Source organism: Micrococcaceae bacterium Sec5.1 (assembly GCA_039636795.1).
Classification (GTDB): Bacteria; Actinomycetota; Actinomycetes; order Actinomycetales; family Micrococcaceae; genus Arthrobacter.
In genome coordinates, this window is sequence record CP143430.1 from 4634394 (window position 1) to 4651630 (window position 17237).

The 17237-nt window shown below is 61.8% G+C and carries 15 protein-coding genes; 11 read left to right on the forward strand and 4 right to left on the reverse strand.

The window, feature by feature from the left end; translation table 11 throughout:
• Positions 1-60 precede the first annotated feature (60 nt).
• Positions 61-2358 carry a bifunctional SulP family inorganic anion transporter/carbonic anhydrase gene (locus VUN82_21115; GenBank protein XAS71553.1) on the reverse strand — a complete coding sequence of 766 codons (2298 nt, stop codon included), beginning with the start codon at positions 2356-2358 and terminating at the stop codon, positions 61-63.
• Between the two features lie 186 nt (positions 2359-2544).
• Between VUN82_21115 and VUN82_21120 the strand changes: the two genes are divergently transcribed.
• Entirely contained in the window at positions 2545-3606 is a 1062-nt protein-coding gene (locus VUN82_21120) for a glutathione S-transferase C-terminal domain-containing protein (protein XAS71554.1), read from the forward strand.
• A 46-nt stretch (positions 3607-3652) separates the two neighbouring features.
• On the opposite strand, the gene VUN82_21125 is transcribed toward VUN82_21120, so the two are convergent.
• The gene (locus VUN82_21125) at positions 3653-4240 is read right to left on the reverse strand and encodes an adenylate kinase (protein XAS71555.1); all 588 of its coding nucleotides are present in this window, start codon (positions 4238-4240) and stop codon (positions 3653-3655) included.
• A 323-nt stretch (positions 4241-4563) separates the two neighbouring features.
• Between VUN82_21125 and VUN82_21130 the strand changes: the two genes are divergently transcribed.
• Positions 4564-7239, forward strand: a complete 2676-nt coding sequence (locus VUN82_21130) for a Tat pathway signal sequence domain protein (GenBank protein ID XAS71556.1) — start codon at positions 4564-4566, stop codon at positions 7237-7239.
• Between the two features lie 77 nt (positions 7240-7316).
• Here VUN82_21130 and VUN82_21135 read toward each other — a convergent pair whose 3' ends face one another.
• Positions 7317-8195, reverse strand: coding sequence for a MurR/RpiR family transcriptional regulator (locus VUN82_21135; GenBank protein ID XAS71557.1), 879 nt, complete (start codon positions 8193-8195; stop codon positions 7317-7319).
• Between the two features lie 108 nt (positions 8196-8303).
• Here VUN82_21135 and VUN82_21140 point away from each other — a divergent pair, with 108 nt between their 5' ends.
• The 8 genes from VUN82_21140 to VUN82_21175 all read left to right on the forward strand — a co-directional run bounded on the left by VUN82_21140 (position 8304) and on the right by VUN82_21175 (position 15059).
• Complete coding sequence (locus VUN82_21140) at positions 8304-9698, forward strand: MFS transporter (GenBank protein XAS71558.1); 1395 nt, start codon at positions 8304-8306, stop codon at positions 9696-9698.
• Positions 9695-10207 (forward strand): GAF domain-containing protein, encoded by a 513-nt coding sequence (locus VUN82_21145; GenBank protein ID XAS71559.1) that lies wholly within the window; start codon positions 9695-9697, stop codon positions 10205-10207. Before VUN82_21140 ends, VUN82_21145 begins: the two co-directional genes overlap by 4 nt.
• The gene (locus VUN82_21150; protein ID XAS71560.1) at positions 10208-11461 is read left to right on the forward strand and encodes an amidohydrolase family protein; all 1254 of its coding nucleotides are present in this window, start codon (positions 10208-10210) and stop codon (positions 11459-11461) included.
• 99 nt (positions 11462-11560) lie between these two features.
• Positions 11561-12292, forward strand: a complete 732-nt coding sequence (locus VUN82_21155; protein ID XAS71561.1) for an SRPBCC family protein — start codon at positions 11561-11563, stop codon at positions 12290-12292.
• A gap of 90 nt (positions 12293-12382) precedes the next feature.
• On the forward strand, positions 12383-13213 hold the full coding sequence (locus VUN82_21160; GenBank protein ID XAS71562.1) for an oxidoreductase: 831 nt from the start codon (positions 12383-12385) through the stop codon (positions 13211-13213).
• A 179-nt stretch (positions 13214-13392) separates the two neighbouring features.
• Positions 13393-13563, forward strand: coding sequence for a hypothetical protein (locus VUN82_21165; protein XAS71563.1), 171 nt, complete (start codon positions 13393-13395; stop codon positions 13561-13563).
• A gap of 196 nt (positions 13564-13759) precedes the next feature.
• Positions 13760-14875, forward strand: coding sequence for a glycosyltransferase family 2 protein (locus VUN82_21170; protein ID XAS71564.1), 1116 nt, complete (start codon positions 13760-13762; stop codon positions 14873-14875).
• 7 nt (positions 14876-14882) lie between these two features.
• The gene (locus tag VUN82_21175; protein XAS71565.1) at positions 14883-15059 is read left to right on the forward strand and encodes a hypothetical protein; all 177 of its coding nucleotides are present in this window, start codon (positions 14883-14885) and stop codon (positions 15057-15059) included.
• Positions 15060-15143: 84 nt separating this feature from the next.
• Here the strand turns inward: VUN82_21175 and VUN82_21180 are convergent, their stop codons facing one another.
• Entirely contained in the window at positions 15144-16388 is a 1245-nt protein-coding gene (locus tag VUN82_21180; GenBank protein XAS71566.1) for a hypothetical protein, read from the reverse strand.
• A 367-nt stretch (positions 16389-16755) separates the two neighbouring features.
• Between VUN82_21180 and VUN82_21185 the strand changes: the two genes are divergently transcribed.
• A complete protein-coding gene (locus VUN82_21185; GenBank protein ID XAS74760.1) occupies positions 16756-17235 on the forward strand; it encodes an NUDIX domain-containing protein in 480 nt (159 codons plus the stop codon).
• The last annotated feature ends 2 nt before the right edge of the window (positions 17236-17237 follow it).

Sequence of the window (17237 nt, forward strand, 5' to 3'; positions counted from 1 at the left end):
CGTGTCGGGGCCAAGGTCAGCTCAAAGCAGGTGATGGAGCAACGCAGGCTAGCTGGCAGGCTACTGAACGGCCATGCTCGGATCCAGTTGCTCGATGCCCTCAGGAGTAACAAGGACCACCCTGGCCGTGCAGATGTCGTAGAACAAGCCTGTGGCTTGCACTTGCCCGGATGCCAAGGCCGGCCCGGTGACCGGGTGCTCTTCGAGTTTCTGGAGCTGGACGGCGACGTTCACCATGCTTAGCTGGTCGAGGCGGCTGTAACCTTCAGCTTCGGCAGCGAGGGCGACAGGATGGCCATCCAACAGCGCGGTGTAGCTCGGCCGGGCGTGCTCCAACCACGTATCGAAGCCCGCGCCCAAGGCTGCGGGCGCACCCTCGGCGTCGGCTATAACGGCCTTCATCGCGCCACAGTTGGAGTGGCCGCAGATCACGATCGAGTCCACGGACAACCCCTTGACCGCGAATGCGAGTGCCGAGTCGATCGAGGCATCCCGGCCGTCGGGGCACACTACGTTGCCAATATTCCGCAGTGTCAGAAGGTCTCCGGGGCCGCTGCTGGTGATGAGGTTCGGATTGACCCGGGAGTCGACGCAGGCAACAAACAGTGTGTCCGGGTTCTGCCCCTCGGTCAGATCCTGTACCAGTGGGCGAACCTTGTCTGCGTACCGCCGATGGTATTTGTCGATGCCAAGGAGGATTGACCGCAGCGGAAGCTGCCCGCCGTCGTCGTGCGCTTCCTGCTGGGAACCATCCAAAGGCGACGGCTGCCAGGAAGTCCTGGGCGGAAGCGGGAATTCACGTGGATCCTGACGCTGTGGAGTGTTGTCCGCGGCGTCGGTGAAAGCGGTGGTTCCGTGTTCCTCCAGCACCACCGAGGCGCCGCTGGAGCGGTGTTGTGCCTGCCAGGCAACGAGCGCCTCGCGGAAAGCGTGGTCGAGGTAATCGGCGTTGAGTTCAACCACTGCGTCCTGGCCCTCGGGCACGGAGTGCAGGACGCGGTTCAGTCGTGGCAGGGCGAAGAAGCTGCAGGACCCGGCGATCGTGACGCGCCACGGCAGCTGCTCCCCGGCCGGGGCATGGGCGTGGATCTGAGCCCGGAGTACCCGCCACAACACGCAGAGTGCCGCGAGGGCGAGGCCGATAATGACGCCTTCGAGCAGGTTCAGCACAACAACGCACGCGAGCGTGACCACGTAGACCAGGAGGTCGCCGGTGCGGAGGCTGGTTTTGATGTCGGCGACCTTGATGAGCTTGGCGCCGATGACGAGCAACAGGCCGGCGAGCACTGACAAGGGAATCAGCTGGATGAGGCCGGCGAACAGTGCCGAGAACACCAGGACCCACACGCCGTGCAGGATGGCGGACGCCCGGCTCGCGGCGCCGGCCTCGACGTTGGTGGCGCTGCGGACGATCACGCCTGTCACCGGGAGGCCTCCGAGCATTCCCGAGACCATGTTGGCGGAGCCTTGTCCGACGAGTTCGCGGTTGAGGTTGGTGCGCGCGCCTGCGTGCATCTTGTCCACCGCGACCGCAGACAGCAGCGATTCGATGCTCGCGATCAGGGCAACCGTGATGACTGCCATGGCGGCGGCGCGCCAGTTGCCGTCGGGCAAGCTCGGCAGGGCAACGGCGTCGAACAGCGAACCGCTGAAGCTGATGCGCTCGACGCTGGGCGCAACTGCTGCAGACAAAGCGGTGACAGCGACCACCGCCGCCAGCGGGCCGGGAATCTTCTGCACTGCAGTGGGCAGATATTTCCAGGCAAGGAGGATGGCAACAACTGCCAGGCCGAGAAGGGCAGAGTGCAGCTCGACATTGGTTATGGCCGATGGAAGTGCGGTCAGGTTTTCGACGGCGGACCCAGCCGCCTTCCCACCGAGCAGCACATGCAACTGCTGCAGGATGATCGTGATGCCGATGCCAGCCAGCATTGCCTTGACCACCACCGGCGAAACTGCCAGCGCGGCCCGGCCTACGCGACTAATACCCAGCAACAACTGGACGACGCCGGCGGCTGCGGTAATGGCGCACGTCACCTGCCAACCGAACTCGTCAACCAACCCGGCGACGACGACGGTCAGTCCAGCGGCGGGGCCGCTCACCTGCAATGGGGAGCCGCCGAGGCTGCCAGCGACGATTCCTCCGATGGCTGCCGCAATAAGCCCGGCCATGACGGGTGCTCCGGAGGCGGCGGCGATACCGAGCGAGAGCGGAAGGGCAACAAGGAAGACGACGAGGGATGCGGGGAGGTCGGCTCCAAGGTTGCTGAGGAAGCTCGGCTTGGGTGCTTTGCCCCGGCTTCCGGGCGGGCTGTGGGAGTCGGTGGAGATGGAAGCGGAGTCGTTTGTTTGCGGCACTGGAATTTCCTAAGGCTCGGGAACACTGACTTCTCCAGCGTAGGAATGTTGTCACGTGCAATGACAAGATGATGTGATTCTTGTGACAAAACTTGTGAACAGGCAGCGTCATGTGGCGACCAATGGGAACTTCTGCAGGGAGTGGGATCGTTGAGGACTCCATGTGCGTGGACATAGTCTGAAGCAATGAATGAAGAAACCCGCATAGCGGACGAAGACAGCACACGGGGCTCTTACGTCACGGGCAACGAGTTCAACCGCGATACCAACTACATCGAGGACCGGATCACCCGCGACGGCACTCCCGGACCGAACGGTGAACCCGGCTGGCCGGTTGAGCCAGGCAGATACAGGCTGATAGCAGCCCGGGCCTGTCCATGGGCCAACCGCTCGGTCATCGTCCGCAGGCTTCTGGGCCTGGAGCACGTCATCAGCCTCGGACAGCCGGGCCCTACCCACGACGCCAGGTCCTGGACCTTTGATTTGGATCCTGACGGAAAAGATCCAGTACTGGGAATCGAGCGGCTACAGGAGGCGTACTTCCGCCGCTTTCCGGACTATCCCCGCGGCATCACGGTTCCGGCAATCGTGGACATCCCAAGCGGGGCCGTCGTGACCAACAACTACCCCCAAATCACGCTCGACTTCTCCACAGAATGGGCAGAGTTCCACCGTCCGGGCGCACCACAGCTCTATCCGGAGCACCTGCGCGAGGAAATCGACACGGTCAACAAGCGCGTCTTCACCGAGGTCAACAATGGGGTCTATAAGTGCGGCTTCGCAGGGTCCCAGGAGGCTTACGAAGCCGCCTATGTCCGCCTGTGGAGCGCCTTGGACTGGCTTGAGGAACGGCTGGCAAACCAGAGATACGTCGTGGGTGACACCATCACCGAGGCGGATGTCAGGCTGTTCACCACGCTGGCTCGCTTTGATGCGGTCTACCACGGGCACTTCAAATGCAATCGAAACAAGCTCAGCGAAATGCCGGTGCTGTGGGCGTATGCCAGGGATCTGTTCCAAACGCCGGGTTTCGGCGACACGATCGACTTCGTCCAGATCAAGCAGCACTACTACATAGTGCACGAGGACATTAATCCCACACGCATCGTCCCTATGGGACCGGACCTCTCCGGTTGGCTGACCCCGCATGGAAGGGAATCGCTTGGCGGGCGTCCGTTCGGGGACGGGACTCCACCAGGGCCGGTCAAGGCAGGCGAGGAAGTGGCTGCTGGTCACGGGGCCGTCTAACCGGCAGCAGCCCTACTTTACTCGGCGGCCAACCCCGGCCGACCTGTCACTGACGAAGGCCAGCCAGCGCCGCCTCCACCGCAGCGATCGCAGCAGCCGTGATCGAATCCCGCTCGCCGGAGCCGTCCACCATCAACAGAATTCCGCGTTGCGTGTACGCAGTCACCACAGGCTGCGTCTCATCCCGGTACAGCTCCAGCCGGCGCTGAATCACAGGTTCAGTGTCGTCGCTGCGGCCCTGTTCCTGGGCCCTTTGAAGCATGCGGGCAACGAGCTCGGCATCCTCCACTGTCAGCACAAGAACAACTTCAAGCGTCTGTTGTTTTGCGGCCAGGATCTCATCAAGGGCGCCAATTTGGATGACAGTCCGCGGGTAGCCATCCAGTAGGAACCCATTCCCGGTATCGGCATCCTCCAGGCGCTGACGGAGCATAGCCGTGGTGACGTGGTCCGGAACAAACTCACCCCGGTCCATATACTCGCCGGCTTCTGCACCGAGTTCTGTCTTGTCCCGAACATGTGCGCGGAAGAGGTCTCCCGTAGAGATCGCGGGGATGGAGAAATGCCGCGCGATCACTTCCGCCTGCGTGCCTTTGCCGGAACCTGGAGGGCCCATGATGATCAATCGCGCCATGACACAAGTCCGTTTCAAGAGGCGGCCGGGACTTAAACGATACGCCGACGACGGCGCGACACTCCCGCCGTCGCCGGTTTTTCTTTGGGGTCAGAACAGCCGGATTCCGGCTCAAGCACCCACGCGCCGCGGGAATTGATGGGCGACCCTCGAATGCATCCCCCGCCACGTGGATCCCGGTGTCGAGGTGCTTTCTGGGGGGCCAGGGAAGTGACGTCGCGAGACCAAAGCCCGATCGCCCCTTGCGGCCCGCAACATCGGAAGGTAAGTTTTTTGAAACGTACCAAAGAAAGCGCTTTCCGAAACCTTAGGTGGAATCGAACATGACTCAGCACGCCCAGATCACCTGGCTCGACGGCGAACCGCCCGCGGGACTTAGCAGTGGGACAACGTGGGGGATGCCCTTTCCGCGGGGTACCGTGCGGGGTCCGGAAGAGCTGGCCGTCAGGGACGTCCGCGGACGTACTGTCAAAGCCCAAACCTGGCCGCTCGCTACCTGGCCAGACGGATCGCTCAAGTGGGCTGGCATAGCGGTCGGCGCCACCGATAAGCCGTCGGCCTCCTACAGCGTCACCACCAACAGCGGCACCGCGCACCCACCGGAAGAGCCCGACGGCGACCGGGCAGCCGCCGTCGAACACTCACCTGAGGTGACGGTCACTGAAACTGACGAGGCCGTAACAGTCTCCACCGGGCTACTGGAGATGGTGCTCCCCCGTTCAGGCTCCACCCTGTTCAGCACCCTGACCCGCGACGGTTCGGTGGTGGCGAAGGACGGCAGACTCGTGAGCCTTCTCCAGACCGAGCTGAGCGAGGGAGCCGGCAGCACAACACGTCAGGGTTTCACGGGCCAGATCACATCCGTGACAGTGGAACAGCGCGGGCCGGTTCGGGCAGTCGTGCGACTGGAAGGCCGTCATCGGGCGGACCGGAGCGAAAGGGAATGGCTTCCGTTCACCGTCCGCTTCTACTTCTATGCCGGCGCGCGGAGCATCCGGATGATGCATTCGTTCATTTGGGACGGCGAGGCTGACAAGGACTTCCTCGCCGGGCTGGGCGTCCAGTTCAGCGTCCCGCTCGAAAGCGAAATGCACGATCGTCACGTCCGGATCGCCGGCGCGGACGGCGGATTCCTCGTTGAAGCGGTCCGCGGGTTGACGGGCCTGCGACGGGATCCGGGCGAGCCCATACGCCAAGCCCAAATTGCCGGAGAACCCACACCGCCGCTCAACGAATGGAGCCCGCTGGTTTCCGAACGGCTGCATCTCATCCCGTCGTGGAACGACTACACCCTGACGCAACTGACTGCCGACGGATTTGAGCTGCGGAAACGTACCGCTCCCGGCCACGGCTGGGTGGGAATTTCCGGCGGCACGCGCTCGTCGGGATTCTGCTCCCTGAGTGACCTGAGGGGTGGATTCGGGATTGCCGTGCGCGATTTCTGGCAGTCGCATCCTGGCCAGCTGGACATACGCGGCGCCGCAACGTCCGAGGCCACGATGACGGCTTGGCTCTACTCCCCCGAAGCCCAGCCCATGGACCTCCGCTTCTACCACGATGGCCTCGGCCAGGACACTTTTGAGGAACAACTCGAGGGCTTGGAGATCACGTACGAGGATTACGAGCCCGGCTTTGGCAATCCCTCCGGAATCGCCCGCACTCATGAGTTGACGTTGTTCGCCTACGACGCGACGCCCTCTACTGAAAGCCTCGCCGCCGATGCCCTGTCGGCGTCCACTCCCCCGCTTCTGCAGCCGTCCCCCCAGTACCTGCACGCCGCCGGCGTCTTCGGCGACTGGTCACCCGTGAACCGCAGCACCCCGGCCCGGGCAGAGCTGGAAGACAAGCTGGATTTCCTGTTCAACTTATACCAGGGCCAAACGGAACAGCGCCGCTGGTACGGGTTCTGGAACTACGGCGACGTCATGCACACCTATGACTCGGACCGGCATGTCTGGCGGTACGACGTCGGCGGTTACGCCTGGGACAACTCGGAACTCTCGCCCGATCTCTGGCTCTGGTACATGTATCTACGCTCCGGCCGCGCCGACGTTTTCCGCTTCGCTGAGGCCATGACCCGGCACACCGGTGAAGTGGATGTGTACCACCTTGGCCCTTGGCGCGGCCTGGGCTCGCGGCACAACGTGCAGCACTGGGGTTGCAGCGCCAAGCAACTCCGAATCAGCACCCCGGCCTACCGGCGCTTCTACTATTACCTGACCGCCGACGAGCGCACCGGCGATCTCCTCACCGAACTCGTGGACAGTGACCAGAACTTCCTTGGCCTGGATCCGGTCCGAAAAGTACGTCGCGACGCCGATACCTACCGCCCGGACCGCCGCGCCTTGGGCGTCGGGCTCGGCACAGACTGGGGCTCGCTCGCAGCCACCTGGCTCACGGATTGGGAACGCACCGGAAACCCCCGCTCACGCGACCGCCTCTTGGGAACCATGGCCGATATAGGCGCCCTGAAGTACGGCTTCCTCACCGGCGAGGCGCTCTACGACCTCGACCAGGGAAGGTTCGACGCCGGCAGGGAAGTCATCAGCGTCTCGCACCTGAGTGCCGTGTTCGGTTTGGTGGAAATCTGCAGCGAACTGATCCGCTTGGTGCCGGATACGTCCTTTGAAAAAGCGTGGCTGCAGTACTGCCGGCTGTTCCTGGCTTCACCGGAGGAACAAGACGCCGAAGTGGGGCAAGCCTTGGCAGGCATCTACCTGACTCAGGCGCACAGCCGACTCACTGCCTACGCCGCGGCTCGACTCGGGTCTCCTGATTTGGCGGAGCTGGCATGGGAGAGCTTTGCCCAGGGCGGGGAGAACCTGAACCATGCCGAGGCCTTCACCTTGAAGAAGATCCTGCCGCCACATGTCCTTCAACCAGTCGACGAAGCCCCCACTGTTTCCACCAACGACACCGCCCAGTTCGGCCTGGCCGTCATCCAAAACCTGGCCCTCGTCGGAGGTGCGCTGCCCGGGGAGGAGGGCCCGGCGTCGTAGGTCCTGCGGTTTACAACCCGCGTTACCGCCGCAAGCGGGCGATGATCACCCGCAAAGAGGGTCAGGAAGCCACAGCCTTAGGAACTCGACCGCGGATGCATGATCCGCATCTGGTCCCATGTGCGCTCCGAAGCAGCGATGTTCTGGTTTGAGCGTTCGCGGTCCAGGGAGGCAAGTTCGACGGCGATCGCCTGGACCGCGGCTACCGCACCTGTCAGGGAGGGGAAGAAGCCGGCACCTTCGGTGGGCACGACGATCCGGTGCTGGGCGTGCACGGCCACAGGTGAGCCCGCGCTGTCAGTGATGGAAACGACCGGCGCCCCGATGTTGTGGGCAATGTCGACGGCGCGAATGGTGCTGTCGTAAACCCTCCAAAGGCTAATGGCGATGACGAGGTCCTCGGCGCCCAGCCGCGCGATGGCATTTGTCAGGGCGGCGACGTCGGCGTCGAGGAGCCGGACGTTGTAGCCGGCGATGATTGCGTTGTGCTCCAAAGCCTTGCCCGGGATGGCGTAGCTTCCTGCTGCCACAATGAAGGTTTGCCGGGCGGCAGCGATGGCCTTGGCAATCTGATGGATTGTGCCTGCGTCCAGAGTTCGTTCAAAATGGGCCAAATTCGCGCGATCGGTGGAGACCGCAGCCTGTGCAGGACTACTGATGTGGCCGTTGTGCTCGGCGGCAACTTCCACCGCGCTCAGCGATGCCAGGAAGCGTGACCTGAGTTCAAATTGAAAGTCTGCCCAGCCCCTGAATCCCAGTGTTTGAGCGGTTCTAGTCACCGTGGAGGCGTTTGAAGCGGCTGCTGCAGCAATGTCACTCACAGACCCGTATGAGGCAAGGCGCGGCTGCGAGCGCAGGATCCCCACCACTTGCATCTGGCGTGCTGCAAGCTTCCGGCCCTGGACACGGCTGTCGAGCCACTCGGTCAACGTTGACGAGTCGAAATGTTCTTCCACCTATTGACCTACCTCACACTTTGGCCGTAACTTCGAAACATCGCATCTGCACAGACTTGTGCATATTCCTAAAAATGTACAACTTGGCCCACTTTGGCAGGAATCACCATGTCTCTCACAGCACGCTTGGATCGTCTGGCTCTCAGTCGACCACACTACAAGCTTCTCCTCATCGGAGGCCTCGGCTACTCATTCGACGGCATGGACGGCGCCGTGGTCGCGTTCCTGCTCCCTCGAATCCAGGAATTGTGGGGCCTCAGCAACGCCAGCCTCGGCCTGGTAGGTTCGGCCGCCCCGTTAGGCTTCTTCTTCGGCGCGATCCTCTCCGGATGGATGGGCGACCGATTTGGCCGCAAGAAGGTCATGCTTTGGGCACTCGCCTTCTACTGCCTCATGTCAGTGGTTGCAGCCATGGCTCCCAACTTCGAAGTCTTCTTGATTGCACGGGTCTTTGCAGGACTGGGGGCAGGCGCAGAAAGCGTTATCATCGCTCCATTCCTGTCAGAGTTCATCCCCCCGAAGCGTCGCGGCTGGTTCATTGGAACCCTTGCCGGCTTCTTCTCCTTCGGCTTCGTGGGCGCTGCACTGATTGGCCGGTTCATCGTGCCGATGGGTGAGGACGGCTGGCGCTGGGCCCAGGTGGTCACGGCCATCCCTATCCTTCTACTGCTCTGGTGGCGTCGTAGCCTGCCTGAATCGCCGCGCTTCCTTATCAGCCGCGGCCGCGTAGCCGAAGCAACTGAGGTCGTGGAGCGCTTTGAACAGAGTGTGGTTAAGGCCACCGGCAAAGAGCTCGCTTCCCTGCCTCCAGCCCAGGAGGAGATCGCCAAGCACGAGCAGAAGATCAGCATCTGGAACGCGCTGAAGTTCATGTGGTCAAAGGCCATGCGCCGTCGGACGGCCGTCATATGGCTGATCTGGTTCGTGATCACCTTCTCCTACTACGGCTTCTTCTCCTGGATTCCCACGCTGCTGGTGGGCCGCGGCATCACCGTAACCAAGAGCTTCGAATACTCCATCATCATTTACCTGGCGCAGATTCCGGGCTACTTCTCGGCAGCATGGCTGTGCGACCGGATCGATCGGAAGAACACCATCGCCCTGTATCTGGCAGGATCAGCCCTCAGCGCGTTCTGGCTGAGCCAATCCAATGATTCCGGCATGATCCTGGTGGCCGCTGCAACCCTGTCCTTCTTCCTGAACGGTACGTATGCCGGTGTTTACGCCTACACTCCGGAGCTCTTCCCCACCTGGATGCGTGCCACTGGTGTTGGCCTTGCCAGCGCCGTTGGTCGCATCGGCAGCATCCTCGCACCATCGATCATCGGAATCTTCTCAGTGGCCCTCGGTTTCGGCGGGGTGTTCACCATGACCACGGTGGTGTTGACCATCGGCGTGCTGGGCGTTGTGATTTTTGGAGCATCGACCGCAGGCAAGTCTTTGGAGGACATCAACGCGCGTGCTGAACATGATCCGGCTCCGGCAGGAAAGGCGCAGCAATGAGTTTCTTGGCAACTGACGCAGTGTTTCGGCAAACATTCGAGGCCATGGCCCAGGATCCGGGCGTCATTCTCTTCACCGCCCTCCAATGGATCCCGCAGCGATCCGGCCTCCGGCGCATTTTCACAAGCCATCCCGCCGAGTATCCCGTGGGCGCCGAGAAGACCGTGGAGATCTCGCCTGGCTGGCTGGGAACGGTCATCGACGACAAGAAGCCCTTCCTTGCCCCGGATCCTAAGGGCCTCCAAGAGGTTTTCACGGACTCCAGACTCATCCAACAACTCGGCTGTGGCGCGGTCATCAACGTTCCCGTCCTCGACCCTGACGGCAACGTGGTGGGCGTCCTCGCCATGTTGGATGCAGAAGGCCGCTATACCCCGCAAAGTGTGGAAACCGCCGTCAAGGTCGTCAGCCGTAACCTTGCTGACCTCGTTGAGGCATTTTCGGCCCATCCCACCGAAGTCCCCGCAGCCACCGAAGTCCCCGAAGTCCCCGGGAAGGAAACCGTCTAAATGAGCGCCACCCCAGAAACCGAAGCCACCGACCAGCAGTCGCCCGCCCTTGTCGTTCGCAACGCAAGCGTCCTTGATGTCAAGGCAGGCACGTACTCCACAGCCGACGTCGTCAGTGTTGAGGGGAAGATCAGCAGCGTCGGCCCCGACGCCAAGACGCCTTCCGGAGCCCGTGTGATTGATGGAACTGGAAAGTTTGTTGTCCCGGGGCTCATCGATTGCCACGTGCACGTAGTCGCGTCCAGTGCTGACTTCCGCTCGCTGACCTGGACACCGGCATCGTATGTGTACGCACAGACGGCCCGGATCATGGGACAGATGCTGCGCCGCGGTTTCACCACCGTCCGCGACCTTTCCGGCGCCGATTTTGGCCTGGCGATGGCTCAGCAGGAAGGGCTGCTGGAGGGGCCGAAGATCCACTTCTGCGGCCACGCTCTGAGCCAGACGGGCGGTCACGGCGACATGCGGCTTCCCGGTGAAGACCACGATCCCAATGGCCGCGGGTGCTGTGGAATCGGTCGCGTAGCCGACGGCGTTGACGCAGTGCGGGCAGCCGCTCGCGACGAGATCCGCAAGGGCGCCCACCACATCAAGATTATGGCGTCCGGTGGAGTCTCCTCCCCCACGGACCGCATTGATTCCACCCAATACTCCATGGAAGAAATGCGCGCCGCGGTGGAAGAAGCCGAAGCCGCCAACCGCTACGTCGCCGCCCACGCCTACACGGCCCGCGCCATCAACCGCGCACTCGAAGCCGGCGTCCGCTCGATCGAACACGGAAACCTCCTCGACGACGAAAGCCTCAAGCTCTTCATCGAGAAGGACGCCTTCCTGGTTCCCACGCTGGTCACGTACTGGGCGCTTAAGGAAGAGGGAAAGGAATTCGGGCTCACCGAGGAGATGTGGGCCAAAGTGGACTCAGTATTAACCAGCGGACTGGAAGCCATCTCCCGAGCACATGAAGCCGGCGTGAAAATGGCATTCGGTTCGGACCTCCTGGGCGGCATGCACCGCCATCAGAACGAACAGTTCAGGCTCCTCGGCAAGGTTCAACCAGCAATCGATGCCATCCGCTCAGCAACCACGACGGCGGCCCTGCTGCTTGACCGCGAAGGTGAACTAGGCGTGATCGGGCCTGGCGCTGACGCGGACATGCTGGTGTTGGGCGCCGACCCAGTGGCGGACATCGCGGTACTGGCAGACATCTCGGAACATTTGGAGTTCCTGATCCAGAACGGTCGGGTGATCTCCTAGCACTCCAGCAGGTATCGGGAACCTCTGGTTACTCCGCTCAAAGCTCGATATTGTAAGTATGCTGACAAATTTAGTAGCGAGTCAGAGGAGGAGGACATTATGACCACGAAAGTCGACAAAACCATCATGGTCAACGTTCCGGTGAGTACGGCCTACAGACAGTGGACGCGGTTCGAGGAATTCCCCCGTTTCATGGGCGGAGTGGAACGCGTGACGCGGCTGAGCGATGACCGTCTGGAATGGGTGGCCGAAATCGCTGGCGTCCATCGCCGCTGGGAAGCGAAGATCGTTCAGCAGGACATGGACCGGGCCGTGGCATGGGCCGCGGTGGAAGGTGCCAAGAATGCCGGATGGGTGGACTTCAAGGAAGCTGGCCCGAGCCAGACGTCCTTGCATCTGTCACTCGAATACGAGCCTCACGGCGTCCTTGAATTCCTCGGCGACAAACTGCATGTGGTTGAAAGGCAGGCGGAGTCGGACTTGAAGAAGTTCAAGGAGTACATCGAGAAGAAGACACCCCAACGGGATGCTGATATGGGCACCACGGGGACGACGGACACTACGACAACCGGCGCAGCCGCCAGCACCAGCGCAGCAACCGGGGCCACAACAGCGGCCGCAACCGAGGCCGGCACTGATAAGCCCGGCGACGTCCCGATCGTAGACCCCATTACGCACGCCTTCGATCAGACCAACGGCCTGGCAGATCTGGACGGCGATTCCGACGAGACAGCGGACAGCGATACACGCAGCGCCGCGGAACGGAAGGACGACGAGGGTTTCGGCCCGGGCTACATCCCACCGATGGGTGGCCTGCCCGGCCAGCGGTAGAAGCCACCTTACGAAACAACAACCAAGTGCCGCCCGGATCACCACGATCCGGGCGGCACGCCTGAGTGGTCCACCCATGAAAGGAACATCATGACTACCTGGCTCATCACAGGCTGCTCCACTGGACTCGGCCGCGCACTTGCCCAAGCCGTGCTCGCACGGGGCGATAACGCCGTCGTCACCGCCCGCGATGTCTCCAAACTGCAGGAGCTGACCACCGAGTTCCCGACGACGGCCCTGGCAGTGGCGCTGGATGTCACCGAACAGTCTCAGGTAGAAGCCGCCGTGCAACAGGCCGAGGACCGGTTTGGCGCGGTGGACGTGCTGGTCAACAATGCCGGTTACGGTTACCGCGTAGCCATTGAAGAAGGCGATGACGGCGACGTCCGGGCGCTGTTCGACACCAACGTTTTTGGCCCGGTCGCCATGATCAAGGCCGTCCTGCCTGGAATGCGCTCCCGCCGATCAGGTGCAATAGTGAATATTTCCTCCATCGGCGCTCGGATCTGCCCGCCCGGTTCCGGCTATTACTCAGCGTCGAAGGCTGCACTTGAGGGCCTGTCCGGCTCGCTGCAGAAGGAACTGAAGCCTCTGGGAATCTCGGTGACAGTGGTGGAACCGGGTGGGTTCCGGACCGACTTTGCAGGGCGTTCGCTCACCCAATCGGCTCAGGCAATTGAGGATTACGCCGAGACGGCTGGCAAGCGCCGCAAGGAAAACGACACCGTCCACGGCACCCAGCCCGGCGACCCGGACAAAGCAGCAGAGGTGATCATCGCCGCCGTCGAAGCAGCCGAAACGCCCGCGTTCCTGCTGCTGGGGGCCGATGCCGTCTACGCATTCGGTGCGGTGGAGGAAGCCCAGCGCGCCGACGTGGATCGTTGGCGCGAGCAGAGCATCAGCACGGGTTACACGGAGTAACGTCCAACGTGTAATCGGTCACACTTGGGCGGATCAGCTTGTCAATCGCGGTAGGCAGCATGAACCATGAATGAGGGAATTCGTTCCCACACAAGCTGAATCAGCAATCCTCACCGACGAGGATGCGGCCCCTGCGAAGAAGCTTGGGGCTGTTAACGGCCTGAGTGAAAGTACTGACAATGACGACACATACTGACTCCATCACGCTGAAAATCTGGGACAAGTCGGCGATCGACCACACCATCGACGCCGCCATCCGGGATCTTTCTCCTCGCGCCGCTGCCGAAAACTGCGGCATTGCAGTAACGCTCAGCGGACCGAAAACCTTCACCGTTAGCCTGAGCCGCTAAGCAGCTCAAACTCACCACAAGAGGACGACGCCGGAACCTCCCGGCGTCGTCCTCTTGCGTTTTCTGAATCGTGACGGCGTCAGGGAACTCCTGATCAAACCTTGAGACTTCCTTGATGCTTTGCGGACAGGTTTCTTGCGTTTCCGTTGAAACTCTAAGTGAAACACCACTTCGAGTTCGAACGGAGGAATCCCCGATGCATCGGGCCGTCATTTCAGAGACAACTGCTGCACCACGGGGATCCCACCGTGCCCCCGGTGGTGTGGTCACGGTTCTGGTCCCGGCACACAACGAATCCGCCGGCATTACCGAAACCCTCATCTCGCTGAACAACCAGACCAAACGCCCGGATCGTGTGATCGTGGTGGCCGATAACTGCACTGACGATACTGAAGAACTCGCCCTGGCCCAGGGCGTCGAAGTCCTCCGCACTGTTGGCAACAGGGATAAGAAGGCCGGCGCCCTGAACTTCGCTCTGGGGCAGCTTCTTCCCGGAGCCGATCCCGAAGACCTGGTTCTGGTCCAGGACGCCGATTCGCAGCTTGCCCCGGACTTCATCGAGAATGCCACGAACAACCTCCTCAAGGACGAACTGTTGGGGGCGGTGGGTGGAGTGTTCAGCGGTGGGCCGGGAGGCGGGTTCGTCGGACACCTGCAGCGAAATGAGTATGCCCGGTACGCCCGGGATGTAAAGCGCCTCCACGGCAGATGCCTGGTAGTCACCGGGACCGCGGCACTCTTCCGTATAAAGACCCTGCGGGACGTCGTCGCAGCACGGCTGAACGGTACGCTTCCTCCCGGAAACGGCGAGGGCGGCGTCTACGATACTTCGGTGCTGACCGAAGACAACGAATTGTCCTTTGCTCTCCTCACCCTCGGATACCGCATAGCTTCACCGTCAAACTGCACGCTGGTCACCGAAGTCATGCCGACGTGGCGGGAACTTTGGGCGCAGCGGCTCCGGTGGAAGCGCGGAGCCGTGGAGAACTGCGTGCAGTACGGGTGGACCAAAGTGACCAGGGCCTACTGGGGACGGCAGTTCCTCTCCATGCTCGGCGTCCTGGTAACCCTGGCCTACCTCGGATCCATCGTCTTTGCCCTGACCAGCGGAATGGGACTGAACCTCCACCCATTCTGGCTCGCCGTCACCTGCATCTTCGTCCTGGAACGCATAGTAACTCTGCGTTTCCGGGGCTGGAGGTACATGTTGCTTGCCGCAACCATGTACGAAACCGTCATCGACGTTTTCCTCCAGGCAGTCCACGCCAAGGCCTACCTGGACGCCGCACTCAACAGAAAGAAAGTTTGGTAAACGACTCATGTACAACAACCCAGCAGGATCCGTAGGCGCAGCAATTGCAGGAGGAGCCGGCTCCGGCACTCTTGCCGTGACCGGCGCCGGGGACCTCTTCTGGTTCGCACTGGCCGCCTTCGCCATGCTGGCCCTTGGCCTGGCCATCAAGAGGATCGTCCCGGTCCGCGCGCAGAAAAACTAGCAAGCCCAGCAAACCCGCAGTTGTGTCGGATCACGCCCCCAGCGCGACACAACCGCGGGTTTGTTGTTTTAACCCCGCCGTTCGTTAACTAACGAGCGCCGTATCAGCCGAATACTTGGATACGGTGGTGTACCCGGCCTTCGTTCCGGTAACGCGAACTCGCATGGTGTCTGCTTGGTCGGCGGCCACCAGGACATAGGTCTTGGCTGTTGCCCCCGCGATCGCCACACCGGAGCGGTACCACTGGTACGTCAGCGTAGTTCCTGAGGTCCACGTCCCCGGGTTGGCCGTCAGCGTGGAGCCAACGGTGAGCGTCCCCGTGACGGTGGGAGTGGGTGCAAGCAGTGTACCGGCCACCACGGCAGCCGTGGGCGCCGATTCCTTGGTAGTCGTGGCATAACCGGCCTTGGTGCCCGTAACCCGCACGGTCAACGTGGCGCCCTGATCCGCAGCCGCAAGGGCCCGGGTGGCGGTTGTTGCGCCAGCGATTGCCGTTCCGTTCTTGTACCACTGATAAGTCAATGCAGTTCCGCTGGTCCATGCGCCCGAATTGGCAGTCAGGGTTGATCCAACTGCCGCCGTTCCGGAGATAGTAGGTGTTGGGGCTGTCAACGGGATGCCCGGAACAAACGAGAAATCACGAATGGTGACGGATTCAGGTGCCACATGGGCTGCATCACCCCCACCGCCCCCGGTAACCCATAGGTTGAAGTGGATCTGTTCGTGGGCCGGAACTGGAACTGTGGAGCCTTGCAGGACCGTCCGCTTCAGCAGCGTTCCTCCGTAGCCCTCCCCGGCAAACGTCTCGAAGGTGAGCTTGCCTGGCTCCCAGACCATCCTGTGGGTGAGGATCGGGGCATTGGTGACATCGAAGGTGACCGTATTGTTGCCCTGGCCAGGAGGCAGCGTGGCATCAAACCAATAGCCGTGGCCCTGTGTAACAGGCCAGTTCTGGCCATAAGCAGCCCCGCCTCCCCAAGCGGACGCCTCGCAGAGGTCGATCTCCGTGTAGCCAGGTTCGGCCGCGGGGTCATAGGTGAAGAGGCAACCCCAGACCACTTCCTTCTGGAGCGCGCTAACGTCCTTTTCCACGGTGGTGCTGTACGTTCCGTAGCCGAAACCCTCCCGTGTGGATTGGAACTCCGCGCCCTTGGGAGCCGAGCCGGTCGGGTTGGTGATGGACAGTTTGACGTACCCGTTGGCGTCGGGGTTGCTCACGTTGTTTGCGTCCCAGCTCGCGTTGTACATTGGGGCCCCACCCCAGAAACGCTTCTGCCAGTTGAAACCCTTCCAGGCAAAGCTGCCCACAGGGCCAGGGTCCTCAGCCATGGGGGTTGTATCGGCTGCGTGTGATGGGCCTGTTCCAGTGAGCATTGATAAACCCACCGCCAGCACGACGGCCAAACCTGCTGCTTTTCTTCGCCCATGCGGAATGAGCCCTACTGACCATGCCATAGCCGTGCCTCCATTGATGCGCCCAGACTCGTCCCCGGCAAAAACCGGAGACCGCAACAACATTCCACCCCCACCAGGAACGTGCAGTTCCTCGATTATCAAGTAGACATGGGTCCTTAGGAAGCGAATTGAAGAACCAAAATCCGGGATATGCCATCAATTGGATAACGGCCGCCTGGCCGGGAGTAATCTTGGCTTAGCCCGTTCATTTCGCATTCAATTCATGACGCCGGGAGGTCACATCACGATTCGCAGCGCGGGAATCCTGCTCTACCGGCACGGTTCCACGGGAGAGCTGGAACTTTGGATTGCCCACATGGGTGGACCCTTCTGGGCGCACAAGGACGAACACGCCTGGTCAATTCCCAAGGGCGAATTCCTTGAGGACGAAGACCCATTGGTTGCCGCCCGACGCGAATTTATCGAGGAAATTGGGACTCCGCCGCCACCTGCTGACTACGAGTTGTTGGGGGTTTTCAAACAGCCCTCCGGCAAACTCATCACCGCCTTCGCAGCAGAAGCAGACTCCTTCCAGCCCGATGAGATCGTCAGCAACACCTTTCCTATGGAATGGCCTAAGGGATCCGGCTCCATCAAGGAATTTCCGGAAATAGACGACGCCCGGTGGTTTGGAGAAGCAACAGCCAGGACCAAGCTCGTCAAAGGGCAACTGCCCATTGTGGACGCTCTGGCCCGGCACCTTGTCGGGAAAGCCCTCTAGAG

Excerpts from the sequence above, each read along its gene's own strand:
- VUN82_21120 (XAS71554.1), top strand. The coding sequence starts at position 2,545 with ATGAATGAAGAAACCCGCATAGCGGACGAAGACAGCACACGGGGCTCT.
- VUN82_21125 (XAS71555.1), bottom strand. The coding sequence starts at position 4,240 with ATGGCGCGATTGATCATCATGGGCCCTCCAGGTTCCGGCAAAGGCACG.
- VUN82_21130 (XAS71556.1), top strand. The coding sequence starts at position 4,564 with ATGACTCAGCACGCCCAGATCACCTGGCTCGACGGCGAACCGCCCGCG.
- VUN82_21140 (XAS71558.1), top strand. The coding sequence starts at position 8,304 with ATGTCTCTCACAGCACGCTTGGATCGTCTGGCTCTCAGTCGACCACAC.
- VUN82_21145 (XAS71559.1), top strand. The coding sequence starts at position 9,695 with ATGAGTTTCTTGGCAACTGACGCAGTGTTTCGGCAAACATTCGAGGCC.
- VUN82_21150 (XAS71560.1), top strand. The coding sequence starts at position 10,208 with ATGAGCGCCACCCCAGAAACCGAAGCCACCGACCAGCAGTCGCCCGCC.
- VUN82_21155 (XAS71561.1), top strand. The coding sequence starts at position 11,561 with ATGACCACGAAAGTCGACAAAACCATCATGGTCAACGTTCCGGTGAGT.
- VUN82_21160 (XAS71562.1), top strand. The coding sequence starts at position 12,383 with ATGACTACCTGGCTCATCACAGGCTGCTCCACTGGACTCGGCCGCGCA.
- VUN82_21165 (XAS71563.1), top strand. The coding sequence starts at position 13,393 with ATGACGACACATACTGACTCCATCACGCTGAAAATCTGGGACAAGTCG.
- VUN82_21170 (XAS71564.1), top strand. The coding sequence starts at position 13,760 with ATGCATCGGGCCGTCATTTCAGAGACAACTGCTGCACCACGGGGATCC.
- VUN82_21175 (XAS71565.1), top strand. The coding sequence starts at position 14,883 with ATGTACAACAACCCAGCAGGATCCGTAGGCGCAGCAATTGCAGGAGGA.
- VUN82_21180 (XAS71566.1), bottom strand. The coding sequence starts at position 16,388 with ATGGCTGAGGACCCTGGCCCTGTGGGCAGCTTTGCCTGGAAGGGTTTC.